The sequence below is a fragment of the Mycobacterium sp. TKK-01-0059 genome (assembly GCF_000709305.1).
Classification (GTDB): Bacteria; Actinomycetota; Actinomycetes; order Mycobacteriales; family Mycobacteriaceae; genus Mycobacterium; species Mycobacterium intracellulare.
In genome coordinates this window covers 1,439,102-1,455,615 of sequence record NZ_KL446993.1, presented here as the reverse complement: position 1 = coordinate 1,455,615, position 16,514 = coordinate 1,439,102, and the positions used below count along the sequence as shown (strand labels likewise).

Sequence of the window (16,514 nt, the reverse complement as noted above, 5' to 3'; positions counted from 1 at the left end):
CCGCGCTGCCCCTACCTCGCCGCTAGCTACGGTTGCCGTACTCGACCCGGTTGAGCACTGACGACTGCGGATCGCCCCCGGGGAGTGGCGGCTTCGTGTCTTGCTGGACCATCAACGTGATCCCGAAGATCGCGGCCGCGCCGAGCAACAGGCCAACCACAACGCTCGCTGCGGCGGGCGCAACGATCCGGTTCATCGACGGCTCCTGGGTTATTGCGGGGCTTGCGGTCGTGACTTCAACCTAGCGCCAACCTAGCAGAAGAGAGGTCGACCGACCGGAGCGCTCGTCACCAGTGCAGACAGTGTCCGTGGAAACAGCGGTCGCCGTATTGCACCTGATAGGGCAACGCCGGGCGCGCCGGCGCCTGCACGGGGACGGCGGTGTCGTCGGCCACCGCGAGCGTGATGCCGACCGTCGTCGCGATCCCGACGGCCAACCCCGCCGCGATGCTGGCCGCGGCCGCCACCGTGAAACCGCTCATCGCCTGCTGACCTCCCCTGATGGGCAACCTACCGCTTGTGCCCCCTGGGGCCGGGGACGAAACGCCCCCCTGTGAAAGCATGGCCCGATGGCATTTTCGCGCACCTTCGCCGTGCTCGCGGCCGCGTCGGCGCTGGTGGCCGGCTGCGGCCACCACCCGGCGCCGCCCGCCCACTCGTCGACGTCGAGCAAGCCGGCGGCCGCGCCGGCGCCCCCGGTGTGCGCCGACCCGGCGGCGGTGCCGGCCGCGCTGGGCATCCGCGACAAGCTGGCCCAACTCCTGATGGTGGGCGTGAAGAACGCCGACGACGCGCGGGCCGTCGTCAACGGCTACCACGTCGGCGGGATCTTCATCGGCAGCTGGACCGACCTGACGATCTTCCAGGGGCCGTTGGCGGACATCAGCGCCAAGGCGGGACCGCTGCCGCTGGCGGTCAGCGTCGACGAAGAGGGTGGCCGGGTGTCGCGGCTGAAGACCCTGATCGGCACGTCGCCGCCGGCCCGGGAGCTGGCGCAGACACAAACCGTCCAGCAGGTCCACGATTTGGCCGCCGACCGCGGCCGCAAGATGCGCGACCTGGGCATCACCGTCGACTTCGCTCCCGTGGTCGACGTCAGCGACGAGGACGACGACGCCGTCATCGGCAACCGTTCCTTCGGCGCGGACCCGCAGACGGTGACCGACTACGCCGGGGCGTACGCGCAGGGCCTCCGCGACGCCGGGCTGCTGCCGGTGCTCAAGCATTTCCCCGGGCACGGGCACGGCTCGGGTGATTCGCACACCGGCGGTGTGGTCACACCGCCGCTCGCCGACCTGCAAACCAGTGACCTGGTGCCCTACCGGTCGCTGGTGGCCGCGGCGCCGGTCGCGGTGATGGTGGGCCACTTGCAGGTCCCGGGCCTCACCGGCGATGTCCCCGCCAGCCTGAGCCCCGAGGCGGTGCAGTTGCTGCGCAACGGCGTCGGCTACAAGGGGCCGCCGTTCACCGGCCCGGTGTTCAGCGACGACCTGTCCAGCATGGCCGCCATCTCCGACCGGTACGGGGTGTCGGAGGCGGTGCTGCGCAGCCTGTTGGCCGGCGTCGACGTCGCGCTGTGGGTCACCACCGACGAGGTACCCGCGGTGCTGGACCGTTTGCAAAAGGCCGTCGCCTCAGGCGAACTGCCGGCACGCCGGGTCGACGAGGCGCTGGTGCGGGTCGCGAAGATGAAGGGCCCCGGCCCGACCTGCGGGCACTAACGGCGATCGCGAGCGCGGCGTGAGCCGGCCGCCGCAACCTTGAGTGTGAACTGACGGCTTTGAGTGTGAACTGGCGGCTTTGAGTGTGCAGTGGCGGCGCGCCCGATCGGCGTGTCGCCGCCGCAGATTCACACCGAAAGCCAACGATTCACACTCGACGGGCCAAGGCGGGCGGCGAAGACGGGCCAAGGCGGGCGGCGAAGACGGGCCAAGGCGCGGCGGCGAAGACGGGCCAAGGCGGGCGGCGAAGTGGGGCGCCGCCGTGGGCACTAGTGCTGTGCGGTCCGGCCGCATTGCTTACTCTTGAGTCAGATAGACGGGCTAGAGAGGCGAGCGATGGCGGGTGGTACCAAGCGATTACCGCGCGCCGTGCGCGAGCAGCAGATGCTCGACGCCGCCGTGCAGATGTTCTCGGTCAACGGCTACCACGAGACCTCGATGGACGCCATCGCCGCCGAGGCGCAGATCTCCAAGCCCATGCTGTACCTGTATTACGGCTCCAAGGAGGACCTGTTCGGTGCCTGCCTGAACCGGGAAATGACCCGGTTCATCGACGTGTTGCGCGCCGATATCGACTTTCGCCAGAGCCCGAATGACATGCTGCGCAACACGATCGCGTCGTTCATGCGCTACATCGACGCGAACCGGGCGTCGTGGATCGTGATGTACACCCAGGCCACCAGCTCGCAGGCGTTCGCCCACATGGTGCGCGAGGGACGCGAGCAGATCATTGACCTGGTCGCCGGGCTGATGCGGGCCGGCAGCCGCGCGCCGCGGCCGGACATCGAGCACGAGATGATGGCCGTGGCGCTGGTGGGCGCCGGCGAGGCGGTGGCCAACCGGTTGTCCACCGGCGATATCGATGTCGACGAGGCGGCCCAGCTGATGATCGACCTGTTCTGGTACGGCCTCAAGGGCTCGCCGGAGGAGCGGGAAGCGGCCCGGTCCCAGCCGGACGGCTCGGACGCCGCCGGCGACTAGACCCCTCCTTCGTCAGGTGGCCCCGATGCCCGTCGCCCGCACGGACCGCGGCAACCTCGACTTCTTTTGCGCGGTCGTCATCGTCGGGTTGCTGGCCGGCGTCGCCGGGTTGGCGACGACGCTCGTGCTGCGGGCGGTCCAGCACGCCACCTACCACTACAGCTTCGGCACCCTGCTGGCCGGGGTCGCCGCCAGCAGCCCGATACGCCGCGTGGTCGGCCCGATGATCGGCGCCGCGTTGGCCGCGCTCGGGTGGTGGCTGCTGCGGCGCCGCACGGACGTGCCGCCGCTGGCGGAAACCATTGCCCGCCGAGAACGCGTGCCGCGGCTCTCGTGGAGCATCGACGCCATGCTGCAGGTGCTGCTCGTCGGGTCGGGAGCATCGCTCGGCCGGGAAGGGGCGCCACGCCAATTCGCCGCGGTGCTAAGCGATTTGGGAACCGGCTGGCTCAAGCGGCTCTCCGGGTGCGACCGCGAGATCCTGCTGGCCTGCGCGGCCGGGGCCGGACTGGGCGCGGTGTATGCGGTTCCGCTGGCCGGGGCGCTCTTCTCGATCCGGATCTTGCTGGGCACCTGGCAGCCGCGCGCGGTGGGGGCGGCGTTCCTGTCCTCCGGCCTGGCGGTCGCCATCGGCTCGGCCATCACCCGCGATCAACCCAACCTGCAGTGGCCGATCGAGGAATCGACCTATCTGTTGACCGCGCATGGATTGCTGTTGGCGCCGGTGGCTTTCGCGGCGGGCTGGGCCTTCAACCGGTTGATGGCCGCGGCGCGGCCGCCGCGCCCGGTGCGAAGCTGGGTGCTGATCCCGGCGCTGGCCGGAGCGGGCCTGGTGATGGGCGTCTGCTCGCATTGGTGGCCCGAGTTACCCGGCAACGGCCGCAGCATCCTGACGGTCAGCCTGGCCAGCGGCATGACCCTGGTGTCCGCGCTGGCGATCCTGGCGTTGAAACCCCTTCTGACAGCGTTGTTCCTGCGCGCCGGGGGTACGGGCGGGCTGCTGACGCCGTCGCTGGCCACCGGCGCGGCGGCGGGGGCGGCGCTGGTGCTGGCGATCAACTGGGCGAGCGGGACACACCTGCACGTGCCGGCGGTGTCGCTGGCCGGGGCCGCCGGTGTGCTCGCGGTGACCCAGGGCTCGCCGATCTGGGCGGCGATCTTTGTGTGGGAACTCTCCCGCCCGCCGCTGTGGTTGTTTGCGCTGTTCCTGCTGACCGCGACCGCCGCCCACGCGCTGAAAGTACTTGCCTGCGGGCGCGGTTCGACGCACGCCGGCTAGCCGGTCGCCACCGCTAGAAGCTAAAGCGGCCGGACCGTGCCGGTCAGGTGCGGGTATCCCTTGGGGATGTTGCGCAGCGAAAGATCCCAGCCGTCGGCGTTTTCGTCGATGTAGAGACCGGCCGTCGCGGGCAGCACCAGCGGCTTGCCGAAACGCACCGAGTATCGAGCCGCGTCCGGGATGGCGGCCTCGATGTTGGCCAATACGGCTGCGGCGCTGAACATTCCGTGCGCGATCACGGTGGGGAATCCGAACAGCTTGGCCGCGATCGGGTTGGTGTGTATCGGGTTGTGATCGCCCCCGACGACGGCGTAACGCCGGATCAGGCCCGGGCTGATGCGCAGCACGGTGGGCGGTGGCGGCAGCTTGGGCTGTTTCTGCGGAGGCGGTTTGGGTTCGTCGGACAGGCTGGTGCGTTGCTGGTGCAGGAAGGTCGTGACCTGGTGCCACGCGGTGTCCTGGGAATTACCGCCGACGCTGACATCGGTCACCAGGTCGACCAGCAGACCTTTGCGGTGTTCGCGCAGGTTCTCGGCGTGCACGTGCACGCCGACGGTGTCGGTGACCGCGATGGGGCGGTACTGGGTGATGTGGTTTTCGGTGTGCACCGAACCCATTGCGGCGAAAGGAAAGTCGAACCCGGTTACCAGCGACATCAGCGCCGGAAAGGTCAGCGCGAACGGGTAGGTCAGCGGCACGCAGTTGCCGTAGCGCAGGCCGGTCACCGCCGCGTACTCGGCGACGTTCGTGCGGTCGATGGGCAGTTCCTCGATGGTGACCGTGCGGTTGGGCAGTCCGCCGCCGCGGGACACCACCGGCAGGGCTCCCGCGGCCGCGCGCAGCAGATTCTTCAGGCCGCTTGGCTGGTTCATCACGTTCTCCTATGCGCCCAGCATGGCCTGGCCGCATACGCGAATGACGTTGCCGGTCACCGCGTTCGAGGCCGGGCTGGCGAAGTAGGCGATGGCCTCCGCGACATCCACCGGCTGGCCGCCCTGCAGCAGTGAGTTCATCCGGCGGCCGACCTCGCGGGTGGCCAGCGGGATGGCGGCCGTCATCTGGGTCTCGATGAATCCCGGTGCGACGGCGTTGATGGTGATGCCCTTGTCGTAGAGCTCCGGGGCCAGCGCCTGGGTCAGGCCGATCATCCCCGCCTTGGTGGTGGCGTAATTGGTCTGGCCGCGGTTGCCCGCGATGCCGGCCATCGACGACAAACCGATCACCCGGCCGCCCTCGCCGATGCTGCCGTTGCCGACCAGCCCCTCGGTAAGGCGCAGCGGGGCAAGCAGATTGACGGCCAAGACGGCGTCCCAGCGCGCATCGTCCATGTTGGCCAGCAGCTTGTCGCGGGTGATCCCGGCGTTGTTGACCAGGACGTCGGCGTGGCCGCCGTGATGCTCGCGCAGGTGCTCGGTGATCTTGTCGACGGCGTCGGGGGCGGTGACGTCGAGCCACAGCGCGGTGCCCCCCACCCGGCTGGCCGTCTCGGCCAGCGCCTCGGCGGCCGATTCGACGTCGATCGCGACGACGCGCGCACCGTCGCGGGCGAACACCTCGGCGATCGTCGCGCCGATGCCGCGGGCCGCGCCCGTCACGATGGCGACCTTGCCGTCCAGCGGCCGTTCCCAATCACCCGGCGGTGTGGAGTCCGCCTCCCCGACGTAGAACACCTGGCCGTCCACGTACGCCGACTTGGCCGACAGGATGAACCGCATGGTCGATTCCAGGCCCGTCGCAGCGGGTTTGGCGTCCGGCGACAGGTACACCAGCGCGACCGTGCTGCCGTTGCGCAGCTCCTTGCCCAGCGAGCGGGTGAAGCCCTCCAACGCGCGCTGGGCGATCCGCTCGTGCGGGCTGGCGGCGCCGTCGGGCGTGGTGCCGACCACCGCCACGCGGGCCGAGTGGCCCAGGTTGCGCAGCAGCGGGGTGAAGAACTCGTACAGCCCCTTGAGCCCTTCGGGCGTGGTGATGCCGGTGGCGTCGAAGACCAGCCCGCCGAACTTGTCGGCCCAGCGCCCGCCCAGGTTGTTGCCGACCAGGTCGTAGTCGGCGTCCAGCGCCGCGCGCAGCGGCTCGACGACTCTGCCCTCCCCGCCGATCAGCAGCGCCCCGGCCAGCGGCGGATCACCGGCGCGATAGCGGCGCAGCGTCTCGGGTTGGGGAACACCGAGCTGCTTGGCGAGAAACGAACCAGGACCGGAGTTGACGATCTGAGAGAACAGATCGGACGAGACTTTGGGAGCCACCGGAGCTACCTTCCATGTTCTTGCGAAGTCGGGGTATGCCTACAGCACAACCGTATCGAGGACGAACTTACTGCAGAGTAAGAACAGTGGGTAGTATGGCCCCAGACGGGCGAATCCCAAACCGATAGACCGCACGAGCACGGAGAAAACAGTGGCCCCTGCAAGTTCTGAGGCAAGTACACCGGCTGCTCAGCGCAGCTCCGAGCGGCGGCGGGTCGCCATCCTGGGCGGCAACCGCATCCCGTTCGCCCGGTCCGACGGCGCCTACGCCGAGGCCTCCAACCAGGACATGTTCACCGCCGCGCTGGGCGGGCTGGTAGATCGTTTCGGGCTGGCCGGCGAGCGGCTCGGCGTGGTGGTCGGCGGCGCCGTGCTCAAGCACAGCCGGGACTTCAACCTCACGCGCGAATGCGTGCTCGGTTCGCAGCTGGCGTCGTACACGCCAGCGTTCGACCTGCAGCAGGCGTGCGGCACCGGCCTGCAGGCGGCGATCGCCGCGGCCGACGGCATCGCCTCAGGCCGCTACGAGGTGGCCGCCGCCGGTGGGGTGGACACCACCTCCGACGCGCCGATCGGCCTCGGCGACAACCTCCGTCGCACCCTGCTCAAGTTGCGCCGCGCCAAGTCCAACGTGCAGCGGCTGAAGCTGGTGGGCACGCTGCCCGCGACCCTGGGCGTGGAGATCCCGGTCAACAGCGAACCGCGCACCGGGCTGTCCATGGGGGAGCACCAGGCGATCACCGCCAAGCAGATGGGCATCTCGCGCGTCGCCCAGGACGAGCTGGCCGCCGCCAGCCACCGCAACATGGCCGCCGCCTACGACCGCGGCTTCTTCGATGACCTCGTCACGCCGTTTCTGGGGCTGTACCGCGACGACAACCTGCGAGCGGACTCGTCGGCCGAGAAGCTGGCCAAGCTGCGGCCGGTGTTCGGCGTCAAGGCCGGCGACGCGACGATGACGGCCGGCAACTCGACCCCGCTGACCGACGGCGCCTCGGTCGCCCTGCTGGGCACCGACGAGTGGGCGGAGGCCCACTCGCTCACACCGCTGGCGTACCTGGTGGACTCCGAAACGGCGGCGGTCGACTACGTCAACGGGCGGAACGGCCTGCTCATGGCGCCCACGTACGCGGTGCCGCGGCTGCTCGCCCGCAACGGCCTGAGCCTGCAGGACTTCGATTTCTACGAGATCCACGAGGCGTTCGCGTCGGTTGTGCTGTGTCACCTGCAGGCGTGGGAATCCGAGGAGTACTGCAAGGGGCGGCTGGGGCTGGACGCCGCGCTGGGCTCGATCGACCGGTCCAAGCTCAACGTCAACGGCTCCTCGCTGGCCGCCGGCCACCCGTTTGCCGCCACCGGCGGGCGGATCCTGGCTCAGGCCGCCAAGCAGCTCGCGCAGCGAAAGGCCGAGCAGAAGGGCGCGGGCAAGCCGGTGCGCGCCCTGGTCTCGATCTGCGCGGCGGGCGGCCAGGGAGTGGCCGCGATCCTTCAGGCCTGACCGTCGGGCCCATGAGATGGGTCACATCGGGTTAGCGATCGAAGGCGGCGGGTATCCGTGACCCCGGATGGCCCCGTGTTGTGGTCTGACCCCCCGACCCCGACGGCAATACGGGGCATCCCCCGGAACGACCGCCTGTCGGTCTTGCCGATGGGCGTCCGAAAAGGGCCGCCGCTGGAGTGAGGGGATCCAGCGGCGGCCTTTTTGGTTCCTTCGACGGACCGACTCCGCCGATGTAACCGCGGTATTGGGGCATTGCGCTGATCGCCCGGTCGTCGATCAGGTGCGGTCGTGGAGGGTGACGTGGTAGCCGTCGGGGTCGGCGAAGGTGAATGTCCGGCCGAAGGGGCCGTCGATCGGTGCGGAGACGATGGTGTGACCGTCGGCGACGAGAGCATCGTGGATGCTCTGGACGTCGGTGGCGTGCACCCAGATCGCGGCACCGATGCCGGGCTGAGCCATGGATGCGAGGTCGGTGCCCGGAGCGACCTCGCGGAGCGCGAACGCGATTGGCTTCGTTTCGAATACAACGGCGTGCGGAGGTCCGGCCGGCGAGCGGACGAGGCCGAGGTACTGCTCGTAGAACGCCTGCGATGCGTCGAGGTCGCGCGCTTGCAGGGAGATGAAGTCGGGGCCGGTGGCGGCCATGACGCTGCTCCTTCGATTCGTGTCAGATTTCTGACATAGCAGCGTATGTCAGAATGCTGACATGAGTCAAGAGGGTGTCGGCGTAGACCTGGATACGTCCCTGGGCTACGCGCTGAAAGAGGCGTCGAGTGCGCTGCGCGCGGCCATGGAGGAGGTGCTGCGCCCGCTCGGGATGAGCGTGACGCACTACTCCTGCCTCGAGCTGCTCGCGCAACGGCCGGGTTTGTCGAACTCCGAGCTCGCGCGGGGCGCGTTCGTGACACGGCAGTCGATGAACGTGCTCCTTCAGGCCCTGGAGCGAGACGGCTATGTGGCCCGGCCCGCGGAGGCACCCGTCGGGAAGATTCTTCCCACGCGCCTCACGCCGCGTGGCCGACAGAGCCTCGAGAAAGCCAGCAAGGCGGTCCGGTCCGTCGAGGTCAGAATGCTGGCCGGCCTGACCGAGGCCGAGCGGTCAGACGCGTTCCGGATCCTGCACAGCATGACCCGTTCCCTGCGCGATGGCCCGGGTAGGAGTGCACCCGAACGATAAAAACCCGTGCAGACGACCTCGCCGGCGCACAAAAATCCCCCGCTTCCTTTCGGAGGCGGGGGATTTGTGCGTCCCTTCGAAGCGGCCTAGAAGGCGGCCTCGTCGAGCTCCATGATGTCGTTGTCCAGCGTCTCGATGACCTCGCGGGTGCTGGTCAGCATCGGCAGGAAGTTCTTCGCGAAGAACGACGCCACCGCGACCTTGCCCTCGTAGAAGGCCTTGTCGTCACCGCTGGCGCCGGCGTCGAGCGCCGCCACGGCCACCGCGGCCTGACGCTGCAACAGCCAGCCGATGACCAGGTCACCGACGCTCATCAGGAAGCGCACCGAACCCAGACCCACCTTGTAGAGGCTGGTCACGTCCTCCTGCGCCGCCATCAGGTAACCGGTCAGCGAGGTCGCCATGGCCTGAACGTCGGTCAGGGCCTTGGCCAGGTACTCCCGTTCCGTCTTCAACCGCCCGTTGCCGGACTCGCTGTCGACGAACTTCTGGATCTGCTCGGACACGTGGGCCAGCGCCACACCCTTGTCGCGGACGATCTTGCGGAAGAAGAAGTCCTGCGCCTGGATGGCGGTGGTGCCCTCGTAGAGCGAGTCGATCTTGGCGTCCCGGATGTACTGCTCGATCGGGTAGTCCTGCAGGAAGCCGGACCCACCGAACGTCTGCAGGCTCTCGGTCAGCTTGGCGTAGGCCTGCTCCGAGCCGACACCCTTGACCACCGGCAGCATCAGGTCGTTGACCTTCACGGCCAGCTCGGCGTCCACCCCATGCAGGGCCTCGGCCACCGCCGCGTCCTGGTAGGTCGACGTGAACAGGTACAGCGCCCGCAGACCCTCGGCGTAGGCCTTCTGGGTCATCAGCGACCGGCGCACATCGGGGTGGTGCGTGATGGTCACCCGGGGTGCCGTCTTGTCGGTCATCTGGGTCATGTCCGCGCCCTGGACGCGGGACTTCGCGTACTCCAACGCGTTCAGGTAGCCCGTCGACAGGGTCGCGATGGCCTTGGTGCCGACCATCATGCGGGCCTGCTCGATCACGTCGAACATCTGCGCGATGCCGTTGTGCACCTCGCCGACCAGCCAGCCCTTGGCGGGGACGTCGTGCTGGCCGAAGCTCAGCTCACAGGTCGCCGAGACCTTCAGGCCCATCTTGTGCTCGACGTTGGTGACGAACACGCCGTTACGCTCGCCCAGCTCACCGGTCTCGAAGTCGAACAGGAACTTGGGCACGAAGAACAGCGACAGGCCCTTGGTGCCGGGTCCGGCGCCCTCGGGGCGCGCCAGCACCAGGTGGAAGATGTTCTCGAACAGGTCGCCGGAGTCGGCCGAGGTGATGAATCGCTTCACACCGTCGATGTGCCAGGACCCGTCGTCCTGCTTGACGGCCTTGGTCCGCCCGGCGCCGACGTCGGAGCCGGCGTCCGGCTCGGTGAGCACCATGGTGGAACCCCAGCCGCGCTCGGCGGCCAGGACGGCCCACTTCTTCTGCTCCTCGGTGCCGAGGTGGTACAGGATGTTCGCGAAACCCGCGCCGCCGGCGTACATCCACACGGCCGGGTTGGCGCCCAGGATGTGCTCGTGCAGCGCCCACAGCAGCGACTTGGGCATTGCCACGCCGCCGAGGGCCTCGTCGATGCCGACCTTGTCCCACCCGGCCTCGATGACGGCGTGTACGGACTTCTTGAAGGATTCCGGCAGCGTCACCGAGTGCGTCTTCGGGTCGAAGACCGGCGGGTTGCGGTCGCCCTCGACGAACGAGTCGGCGATCGGCCCCTCGGCCAGCCGGCTCATCTCGTTGAGCATTTCGTTGGCGGTGTCTACGTCCAGGTCGCTGTATTCGCCCTGGCCCAAGGCCTTGTCAACGCCCAATACCTCGAACAGGTTGAACGCCTGGTCGCGGACGTTGCTCTTGTAGTGGCTCACTACGGTCCTCCTCGTTGAGAATGCCACTTGTGGTTGGGTACTAGGTCTAAGTTACCCACCAGTAACAACACCTAAAATATCGTTAGCGTCAGTGGGATGCAAGCGGATGTGAGCTAGATTTCATTGCCTAATTAACCAACCGGTTGGGAAGTGTGCGCCGATGCCGTCGAAAACCCGCACTACCTGCGGAGACGGGCGCGGGACGGCCGATGTGCCGGGCGTCACTGCGGTGCCGGTCGTCGACCTGCGGGCCGATCCGGCGCGGTTGCGGGACGGTCTGCGCGTGGCCGCCCACCGGGTCGGATTCTTCTATCTGACCGGCCATGGGGTCGCCCCGGAATTGGTGACGCGGATGCTCGAGGCCGCGCGCCGGCTCTTCGCGCTGCCGCAGCACGGCAAGGACTCGGTCGCCATGGTGCGCAGCCCGCATTTCCGCGGCTACACCCACCTGGGCGGCGAGGTGACCCGCGGCGAGGTGGATTGGCGCGAGCAGATCGACATCGGGCCGCAGCGGCCGCCGATCGGCGGGCTGGGCAAGTCCGACTACCGGTGGCTACAGGGCCCCAACCAGTGGCCGGCCGCGCTGCCCGAGCTGCCCGGACTCGTCGAGGAGTGGGACGCCGCGCTGTCGGCGGTGGCCCGCACCCTGCTGCGGCACTGGGCGGCCTCGCTGGGCAGCCCGGCCGACGTGTTCGACCCCGCCTACGCCGAAACCCCGGCCACGCTGATCAAGATCATCCGCTACCCCGGGCGCGCGGCCGGCTCCCAGGGCGTGGGCGCGCACCGGGACGCCGGGGTGCTCACGCTGTTGCTGGCGGAGCCGGGCAGCCGGGGCCTGCAGGTGCGGCGGGCGTTCGACGGCGCCTGGATCGACGTCCCCCCGCGCGAGGGGGCGTTCATCGTCAACATCGGTGAACTGCTGGAGGCGGCGACGCGCGGCTACCTGCGGGCCACCGAGCACCGGGTCAACCTGCAGGGCCCGGCGACCGACCGGATCTCGGTGCCCTACTTCTTCAATCCGCGCCTCGACGCGCGGATACCCGTGCTCGCGCTGCCGCGCGGACTCGCGGCGGGCACCGGGACGGACTGGACGGCATCGCAGGATCCCGCCGACCCCATCTTTTCGGTCTACGGCCGCAACGCCTGGAAGAGCCGGCTGCGCTCGCACCCGGATGTCGCTTCCGCGCACGGGTATTCGGCAGAGCGCTTAGAAAACGAGTAAGGGTGGCCGCGCTGGGGCGACGCGCGCCGGGTAGGGTCGGACCCGAAAATACGTCTGGCGCTCTAGGGGCGAAAAAGTCCGGTGAACTCGAACAACAAGCTGACAGCGTCGTCACTTCGTGAGGCCTTCGGTCATTTCCCGTCTGGTGTGGTGGCCATCGCCGCCGAGGTGAACGGAACCCGGGAAGGGCTGGCCGCCAGCACCTTCGTCCCGGTCTCGCTGGACCCGCCGTTGGTGTCGTTCTGCGTGCAGAACACCTCGACGACGTGGCCCAAACTCAAGGACCTGCCCATGCTGGGCATCAGCGTGCTCGGCGAGGCGCACGACGAGGCCGCCCGCACGCTGGCCGCCAAAACCGGCGACAGGTTCGCCGGCCTCGAGACCGTCTCGCGGCCCACCGGGGCGGTGTTCATCAAGGGCACCGGCCTGTGGCTGGAAAGCGCCATCGAGCAACTCATTCCCGCCGGCGACCACACGATCGTCGTATTGCGGGTCAGCGAGGTGACCGTGGACGCCGACGTGGCGCCCATCGTGTTCCACCGGAGCAATTTCCGCCGCTTGGGCGCCTGAACCGGGCCGCCCAGCGCGCTAGGGGCGGTGGCTGAGTTCTTCCCGGAAGCCTTGGATGCGGCTCTCGAGTTCGGCGGCGTCGTTGTGCCGCCCCTCCTTCTGCGCGAGCTGGGCGCGGACCGACAATTGCCGGATTGCGGTCCGAATGTTGTTGATGCTGGCCGTTTCTCGCCTGGGTTCCATGAGCTGCCTTTCCGGTCGTTGGTACAGCGGCCGTCCATCCGGACGGCCCGACAGGATGCAGGTTGGTTACCCGGGTACCGCGACGCCCTAACCCCGCAAGCCGGGTGAGGGCGCGGCGGGAGCGCTCAGCGACGGAACAGCTTGTTACCCAGCCAGACCACCGGGTCGTACTTGCGGTCGGCGACGCGCTCCTTCATCGGGATCAGCGCGTTGTCGGTGATCTTGATGTTCTCCGGGCAGACCTCGGTGCAGCACTTGGTGATGTTGCAGTAGCCCAGGCCGTGCTCTTCCTGGGCGTCCTTGCGCCGGTCCCGGGTGTCCAGCGGGTGCATCTCCAGCTCGGCGATCCGCATCAGGAAGCGGGGGCCGGCGAACGCCTTCTTGTTCTCCTCGTGGTCGCGGACCACGTGGCACACGTTCTGGCACAGGAAGCATTCGATGCACTTGCGGAACTCTTGGGAGCGCTGGACGTCCTCCTGCGCCATCCGGTACTCGCCGGGTTGCAGGTCCTTGGGCGGCGCGAAAGACGGTATCTCGCGGGCCTTCTCGTAGTTGAACGAGACGTCGGTGACCAGGTCCCGGATCACCGGGAACGTCCGCAGCGGCGTGACCGTGACGACCTCGTCCTCGGCGAACGTCGACATCCGGGTCATGCAGAGCAACCGCGGATAGCCGTTGATCTCCGCGGAGCACGAGCCGCACTTGCCCGCCTTGCAGTTCCACCGGACCGCCAGGTCGGGCGTCTGGGTCTGCTGCAGGCGGTGGATGATGTCGAGGACGACCTCACCCTCGTTGACCTCGACGGTGAAGTCCTGCAACGCACCGTTGGCGTCGTCGCCGCGCCACACCCGCATCGTCGCGTTGTAGGTCATTTACTTCTCCGTCCTGGGTGTCCGCCCTGGATGCCCGGCGAGCTCCTCGTCGGTGTAGTACTTCTCCAGCTCGGCGATGTCGAACAGTTCCAGCAGATCGGGCCGCATCGGCGTCTGCTCTTTCTTCGTGATGGTGATGTCGGGGATCACCGCGGCTTCAACGTCGCCTGGCTCGGCGACTGCCTCGCAGACCAGCAACAGCTTGCGCCACGACGAGTCCATCGACGGGTGGTCGTCGCGGGTGTGCCCGCCCCGGCTCTCGGTGCGCTGCAGCGCGGCCTTGGCGACGCATTCGCTGACCAGCAGCATGTTGCGCAGGTCAATGGCCAGGTTCCAGCCCGGGTTGTAGCGGCGCTGCCCCTCCACATGCAGGTTCTTGAACCGTTCCCGCAGCTTGTCGAGCCGGGCCAAAGCCTCGGAGATCTCGTCGGCATTGCGGATGATGCCCACCAGGTCGTTCATCGACTGCTGCAGTTCGAGCTGCAGGGTGTAGGGGTTCTCGCCGGGGCCGCCGCCAGCCGGCGCCTCGAACGGGGACAGGGCCCGCTTCGCCGCCGCCTCGACGGCGCTCTCGCCGATCGTCGGACGGCTGCTCAGCGCCCGCACGTAGTCGGCGGCGCCCAGGCCGGCGCGCCGGCCGAACACCAGCAGGTCCGACAGCGAGTTGCCGCCCAGCCGGTTCGAGCCGTGCATGCCGCCGGAGCATTCGCCCGCGGCGAAGAGCCCGGGCACGGTGGCGGCCCCGGTGTCGGCGTCGACCTCGACGCCGCCCATCACGTAGTGGCAGGTCGGCCCGACTTCCATCGGCTCCTTGGTGATGTCGACCCCGGCCAGCTCCTTGAACTGGTGGTACATCGACGGCAGGCGGCGGTTGATCTCCGCCGGCGTCAGCCGCGACGCGATGTCGAGGAAGACGCCGCCGTGTGGGCTGCCCCGGCCGGCCTTGACCTCGGAGTTGATCGCGCGCGCGACCTCGTCGCGCGGCAGCAGGTCAGGGGTGCGGCGGGCCGAGTCGTTGTCCTTCAGCCACTGGTCGGCCTCTTGCTCGGTCTCGGCGTACTGGCCTTTGAAGACCGGCGGGATGTAGTCGAACATGAACCGCTTGTCGTCGGAGTTCTTCAGCACCCCGCCGTCGCCGCGAACGCCCTCGGTGACCAGGATCCCCTTCACGCTCGGCGGCCACACCATGCCCGTCGGGTGGAACTGGACGAACTCCATGTTGATCAGCGACGCGCCCGCCCGGAGCGCCAGGGCGTGCCCGTCGCCGGTGTACTCCCAGGAGTTCGAGGTGACCTTGAACGACTTGCCGATGCCGCCGGTGGCCAGCACCACCGCGGGCGCCTCGAACAGGATGAAGTTGCCGCTTTCGCGGATGTAGCCGAACGCCCCGGCGATCGCGTCGCCGTCCTTGATCAGTTCGGTGATCGTGGTCTCGGCGAACACCCGGATGCGGGCCTCGTAGTCGCCGAGCTCGGCGTAGTCCTCCTGCTGCAGCGAGACGATCTTCTGCTGCATGGTGCGGATCAGCTCCAGGCCGGTGCGGTCACCGACGTGCGCCAGCCGCGGGTAGGTGTGCCCGCCGAAGTTGCGCTGGCTGATCTTGCCGTCCTTGAGGCGATCGAACAGCGCGCCATAGGTTTCCAGCTCCCAGACGCGGTCCGGGGCCTCCTTGGCGTGCAGTTCGGCCATCCGCCAGTTGTTGAGGAACTTCCCACCGCGCATCGTGTCGCCGAAGTGGGTCTTCCAGTTGTCCTTCGGGTTGGTGTTGCCCATCGAGGCCGCGCACCCACCCTCGGCCATCACGGTGTGCGCCTTGCCGAACAGGGACTTGCACACCACCGCGACCCGCAGGCCGCGTTCGCGCGCCTCGATGACCGCGCGCAATCCCGCGCCGCCGGCGCCGATGACGACTACGTCGTAGGCATGCCGCTCGACATCAACCATGAAAACCCTCGCTAGCTACGTTCTGATTTGTAAGTCAAATGGCTTTTCAGCCAACGAATCTCAGGTCGGGAATGGCGCCGCTGGCCACCAGTGCGATGTAGAAATCGGTGAGCATCAGGGTGCCCAGCGTGATCCAGGCGAACTGCTTGTGCCGGGTGTTCATCGCGCTGACCTGCGTCCAGATCCAATACCGCACAGGGTTTTTGGAGAAGTGCTTGAGTCGCCCGCCGGTGACGTGCCGGCAGGAGTGGCAGGACAGCGTGTAGACCCACAGCATGATGACGTTGCCCAGCAGGATCAGGTTGCCCAGCCCGAAGCCGAATCCGCCCGGCCCGCTGTCGGAATGGAACGCGACGATCGCGTCGTAGCTGTTGACGATCGAGATGAGGCAGGCGATGTAGAAGAAGTACCGGTGGGTGTTCTGGATGATCAGCGGGAACTTCGTCTCGCCGCTGTAGTGCACGCGGGGCTCGGCCACCGCACACGCGGTGGGCGACTGCCACACCGTGCGGTAGTAGGCGCCGCGGTAGTAGTAGCAGGTCAACCGGAACAGCAGCAGGAACGGCAGCGACACCGCCGCATACGGCAGCCACCACACGTCGGGCAGGAACTGCGGCCAGATGTCGCCGGCCTCACCGCAACCCTTGCTGACGCACGGCGAGTAGAACGGCGTCAGGTAGTGGTATTTGGGGACGAAGAAGTAGTTCTGCTGGAACGCCCGGGCCGTCGCGTAGATGACGAATGCGGCGAAGCCGAGGTCGATCCTCAGCGGCGACATCCACCACCGGTCGGTACGGAGGGTCCGCTGCTGGATACGGGCGCGCGTGGGTGAAAAGACACCGGACGCAGGACGGTTCGCCGTGGGTGCGCTCATCTAGTTGTTCCTCTTCGAACGG

17 protein-coding genes are annotated in these 16,514 nt (G+C 68.3%); 7 read left to right on the top strand and 10 right to left on the bottom strand.

Annotated features, from left to right (window positions below; all coding sequences use genetic code 11):
* Positions 1 to 22: 22 nt before the first annotated feature.
* Both K883_RS26545 and K883_RS07205 read right to left on the bottom strand, forming a co-directional pair.
* Positions 23 to 196: a DUF2613 domain-containing protein gene (locus K883_RS26545; protein WP_007769006.1), complete on the bottom strand. Its 174-nt coding sequence runs from the start codon at positions 194 to 196 to the stop codon at positions 23 to 25.
* 91 nt (positions 197 to 287) lie between these two features.
* Complete coding sequence (locus K883_RS07205) at positions 288 to 482, bottom strand: DUF2613 family protein (RefSeq protein ID WP_008261786.1); 195 nt, start codon at positions 480 to 482, stop codon at positions 288 to 290.
* A gap of 87 nt (positions 483 to 569) precedes the next feature.
* Between K883_RS07205 and K883_RS07200 the strand changes: the two genes are divergently transcribed.
* The 3 genes from K883_RS07200 to K883_RS07190 all read left to right on the top strand — a co-directional run bounded on the left by K883_RS07200 (position 570) and on the right by K883_RS07190 (position 3,981).
* The gene (locus K883_RS07200; protein ID WP_036454133.1) at positions 570 to 1,721 is read left to right on the top strand and encodes a glycoside hydrolase family 3 N-terminal domain-containing protein; all 1,152 of its coding nucleotides are present in this window, start codon (positions 570 to 572) and stop codon (positions 1,719 to 1,721) included.
* A gap of 336 nt (positions 1,722 to 2,057) precedes the next feature.
* Positions 2,058 to 2,702 carry a TetR/AcrR family transcriptional regulator gene (locus K883_RS07195; RefSeq protein ID WP_014383448.1) on the top strand — a complete coding sequence of 215 codons (645 nt, stop codon included), beginning with the start codon at positions 2,058 to 2,060 and terminating at the stop codon, positions 2,700 to 2,702.
* Between the two features lie 25 nt (positions 2,703 to 2,727).
* Positions 2,728 to 3,981 (top strand): chloride channel protein, encoded by a 1,254-nt coding sequence (locus K883_RS07190; protein WP_036454131.1) that lies wholly within the window; start codon positions 2,728 to 2,730, stop codon positions 3,979 to 3,981.
* Positions 3,982 to 4,001: 20 nt separating this feature from the next.
* Here K883_RS07190 and K883_RS07185 read toward each other — a convergent pair whose 3' ends face one another.
* Both K883_RS07185 and K883_RS07180 read right to left on the bottom strand, forming a co-directional pair.
* Positions 4,002 to 4,853, bottom strand: coding sequence for a MaoC/PaaZ C-terminal domain-containing protein (locus K883_RS07185; protein WP_036454130.1), 852 nt, complete (start codon positions 4,851 to 4,853; stop codon positions 4,002 to 4,004).
* A gap of 9 nt (positions 4,854 to 4,862) precedes the next feature.
* The gene (locus K883_RS07180; RefSeq protein WP_020823769.1) at positions 4,863 to 6,227 is read right to left on the bottom strand and encodes a 3-oxoacyl-ACP reductase; all 1,365 of its coding nucleotides are present in this window, start codon (positions 6,225 to 6,227) and stop codon (positions 4,863 to 4,865) included.
* A gap of 151 nt (positions 6,228 to 6,378) precedes the next feature.
* On the opposite strand from K883_RS07180, the gene K883_RS07175 reads away from it, so the two are divergent.
* Complete coding sequence (locus K883_RS07175) at positions 6,379 to 7,725, top strand: acetyl-CoA C-acetyltransferase (protein ID WP_020823768.1); 1,347 nt, start codon at positions 6,379 to 6,381, stop codon at positions 7,723 to 7,725.
* Between the two features lie 279 nt (positions 7,726 to 8,004).
* On the opposite strand, the gene K883_RS07170 is transcribed toward K883_RS07175, so the two are convergent.
* On the bottom strand, positions 8,005 to 8,373 hold the full coding sequence (locus tag K883_RS07170) for a VOC family protein (RefSeq protein ID WP_020823767.1): 369 nt from the start codon (positions 8,371 to 8,373) through the stop codon (positions 8,005 to 8,007).
* Between the two features lie 61 nt (positions 8,374 to 8,434).
* Here K883_RS07170 and K883_RS07165 point away from each other — a divergent pair, with 61 nt between their 5' ends.
* Complete coding sequence (locus tag K883_RS07165; protein ID WP_020823766.1) at positions 8,435 to 8,905, top strand: MarR family winged helix-turn-helix transcriptional regulator; 471 nt, start codon at positions 8,435 to 8,437, stop codon at positions 8,903 to 8,905.
* An 86-nt stretch (positions 8,906 to 8,991) separates the two neighbouring features.
* Here the strand turns inward: K883_RS07165 and K883_RS07160 are convergent, their stop codons facing one another.
* Positions 8,992 to 10,827: an acyl-CoA dehydrogenase gene (locus tag K883_RS07160; RefSeq protein WP_014381387.1), complete on the bottom strand. Its 1,836-nt coding sequence runs from the start codon at positions 10,825 to 10,827 to the stop codon at positions 8,992 to 8,994.
* 160 nt (positions 10,828 to 10,987) lie between these two features.
* Here K883_RS07160 and K883_RS07155 point away from each other — a divergent pair, with 160 nt between their 5' ends.
* Both K883_RS07155 and K883_RS07150 read left to right on the top strand, forming a co-directional pair.
* Entirely contained in the window at positions 10,988 to 12,049 is a 1,062-nt protein-coding gene (locus K883_RS07155) for an isopenicillin N synthase family dioxygenase (protein ID WP_179945050.1), read from the top strand.
* A gap of 81 nt (positions 12,050 to 12,130) precedes the next feature.
* Positions 12,131 to 12,619: a flavin reductase family protein gene (locus K883_RS07150; protein ID WP_009954328.1), complete on the top strand. Its 489-nt coding sequence runs from the start codon at positions 12,131 to 12,133 to the stop codon at positions 12,617 to 12,619.
* Positions 12,620 to 12,637: 18 nt separating this feature from the next.
* Here K883_RS07150 and K883_RS27850 read toward each other — a convergent pair whose 3' ends face one another.
* The 4 genes from K883_RS27850 to K883_RS07135 form a co-directional block, all read right to left on the bottom strand.
* Positions 12,638 to 12,802: a hypothetical protein gene (locus K883_RS27850; protein ID WP_008261761.1), complete on the bottom strand. Its 165-nt coding sequence runs from the start codon at positions 12,800 to 12,802 to the stop codon at positions 12,638 to 12,640.
* A 125-nt stretch (positions 12,803 to 12,927) separates the two neighbouring features.
* On the bottom strand, positions 12,928 to 13,674 hold the full coding sequence (locus K883_RS07145) for a succinate dehydrogenase/fumarate reductase iron-sulfur subunit (RefSeq protein WP_003874034.1): 747 nt from the start codon (positions 13,672 to 13,674) through the stop codon (positions 12,928 to 12,930).
* Positions 13,675 to 15,618 carry a fumarate reductase/succinate dehydrogenase flavoprotein subunit gene (locus K883_RS07140; protein ID WP_020823764.1) on the bottom strand — a complete coding sequence of 648 codons (1,944 nt, stop codon included), beginning with the start codon at positions 15,616 to 15,618 and terminating at the stop codon, positions 13,675 to 13,677.
* Between the two features lie 46 nt (positions 15,619 to 15,664).
* Positions 15,665 to 16,492 (bottom strand): hypothetical protein, encoded by an 828-nt coding sequence (locus K883_RS07135; RefSeq protein ID WP_036454127.1) that lies wholly within the window; start codon positions 16,490 to 16,492, stop codon positions 15,665 to 15,667.
* Between the last annotated feature and the right edge of the window lie 22 nt (positions 16,493 to 16,514).

Excerpts from the sequence above, each read along its gene's own strand:
- K883_RS27850 (WP_008261761.1), bottom strand. The coding sequence starts at position 12,802 with ATGGAACCCAGGCGAGAAACGGCCAGCATCAACAACATTCGGACCGCA.
- K883_RS07140 (WP_020823764.1), bottom strand. The coding sequence starts at position 15,618 with ATGGTTGATGTCGAGCGGCATGCCTACGACGTAGTCGTCATCGGCGCC.
- K883_RS07195 (WP_014383448.1), top strand. The coding sequence starts at position 2,058 with ATGGCGGGTGGTACCAAGCGATTACCGCGCGCCGTGCGCGAGCAGCAG.
- K883_RS07165 (WP_020823766.1), top strand. The coding sequence starts at position 8,435 with ATGAGTCAAGAGGGTGTCGGCGTAGACCTGGATACGTCCCTGGGCTAC.
- K883_RS07155 (WP_179945050.1), top strand. The coding sequence starts at position 10,988 with ATGCCGTCGAAAACCCGCACTACCTGCGGAGACGGGCGCGGGACGGCC.
- K883_RS07185 (WP_036454130.1), bottom strand. The coding sequence starts at position 4,853 with ATGAACCAGCCAAGCGGCCTGAAGAATCTGCTGCGCGCGGCCGCGGGA.
- K883_RS07200 (WP_036454133.1), top strand. The coding sequence starts at position 570 with ATGGCATTTTCGCGCACCTTCGCCGTGCTCGCGGCCGCGTCGGCGCTG.
- K883_RS07145 (WP_003874034.1), bottom strand. The coding sequence starts at position 13,674 with ATGACCTACAACGCGACGATGCGGGTGTGGCGCGGCGACGACGCCAAC.
- K883_RS26545 (WP_007769006.1), bottom strand. The coding sequence starts at position 196 with ATGAACCGGATCGTTGCGCCCGCCGCAGCGAGCGTTGTGGTTGGCCTG.
- K883_RS07135 (WP_036454127.1), bottom strand. The coding sequence starts at position 16,492 with ATGAGCGCACCCACGGCGAACCGTCCTGCGTCCGGTGTCTTTTCACCC.
- K883_RS07190 (WP_036454131.1), top strand. The coding sequence starts at position 2,728 with ATGCCCGTCGCCCGCACGGACCGCGGCAACCTCGACTTCTTTTGCGCG.
- K883_RS07205 (WP_008261786.1), bottom strand. The coding sequence starts at position 482 with ATGAGCGGTTTCACGGTGGCGGCCGCGGCCAGCATCGCGGCGGGGTTG.
- K883_RS07170 (WP_020823767.1), bottom strand. The coding sequence starts at position 8,373 with ATGGCCGCCACCGGCCCCGACTTCATCTCCCTGCAAGCGCGCGACCTC.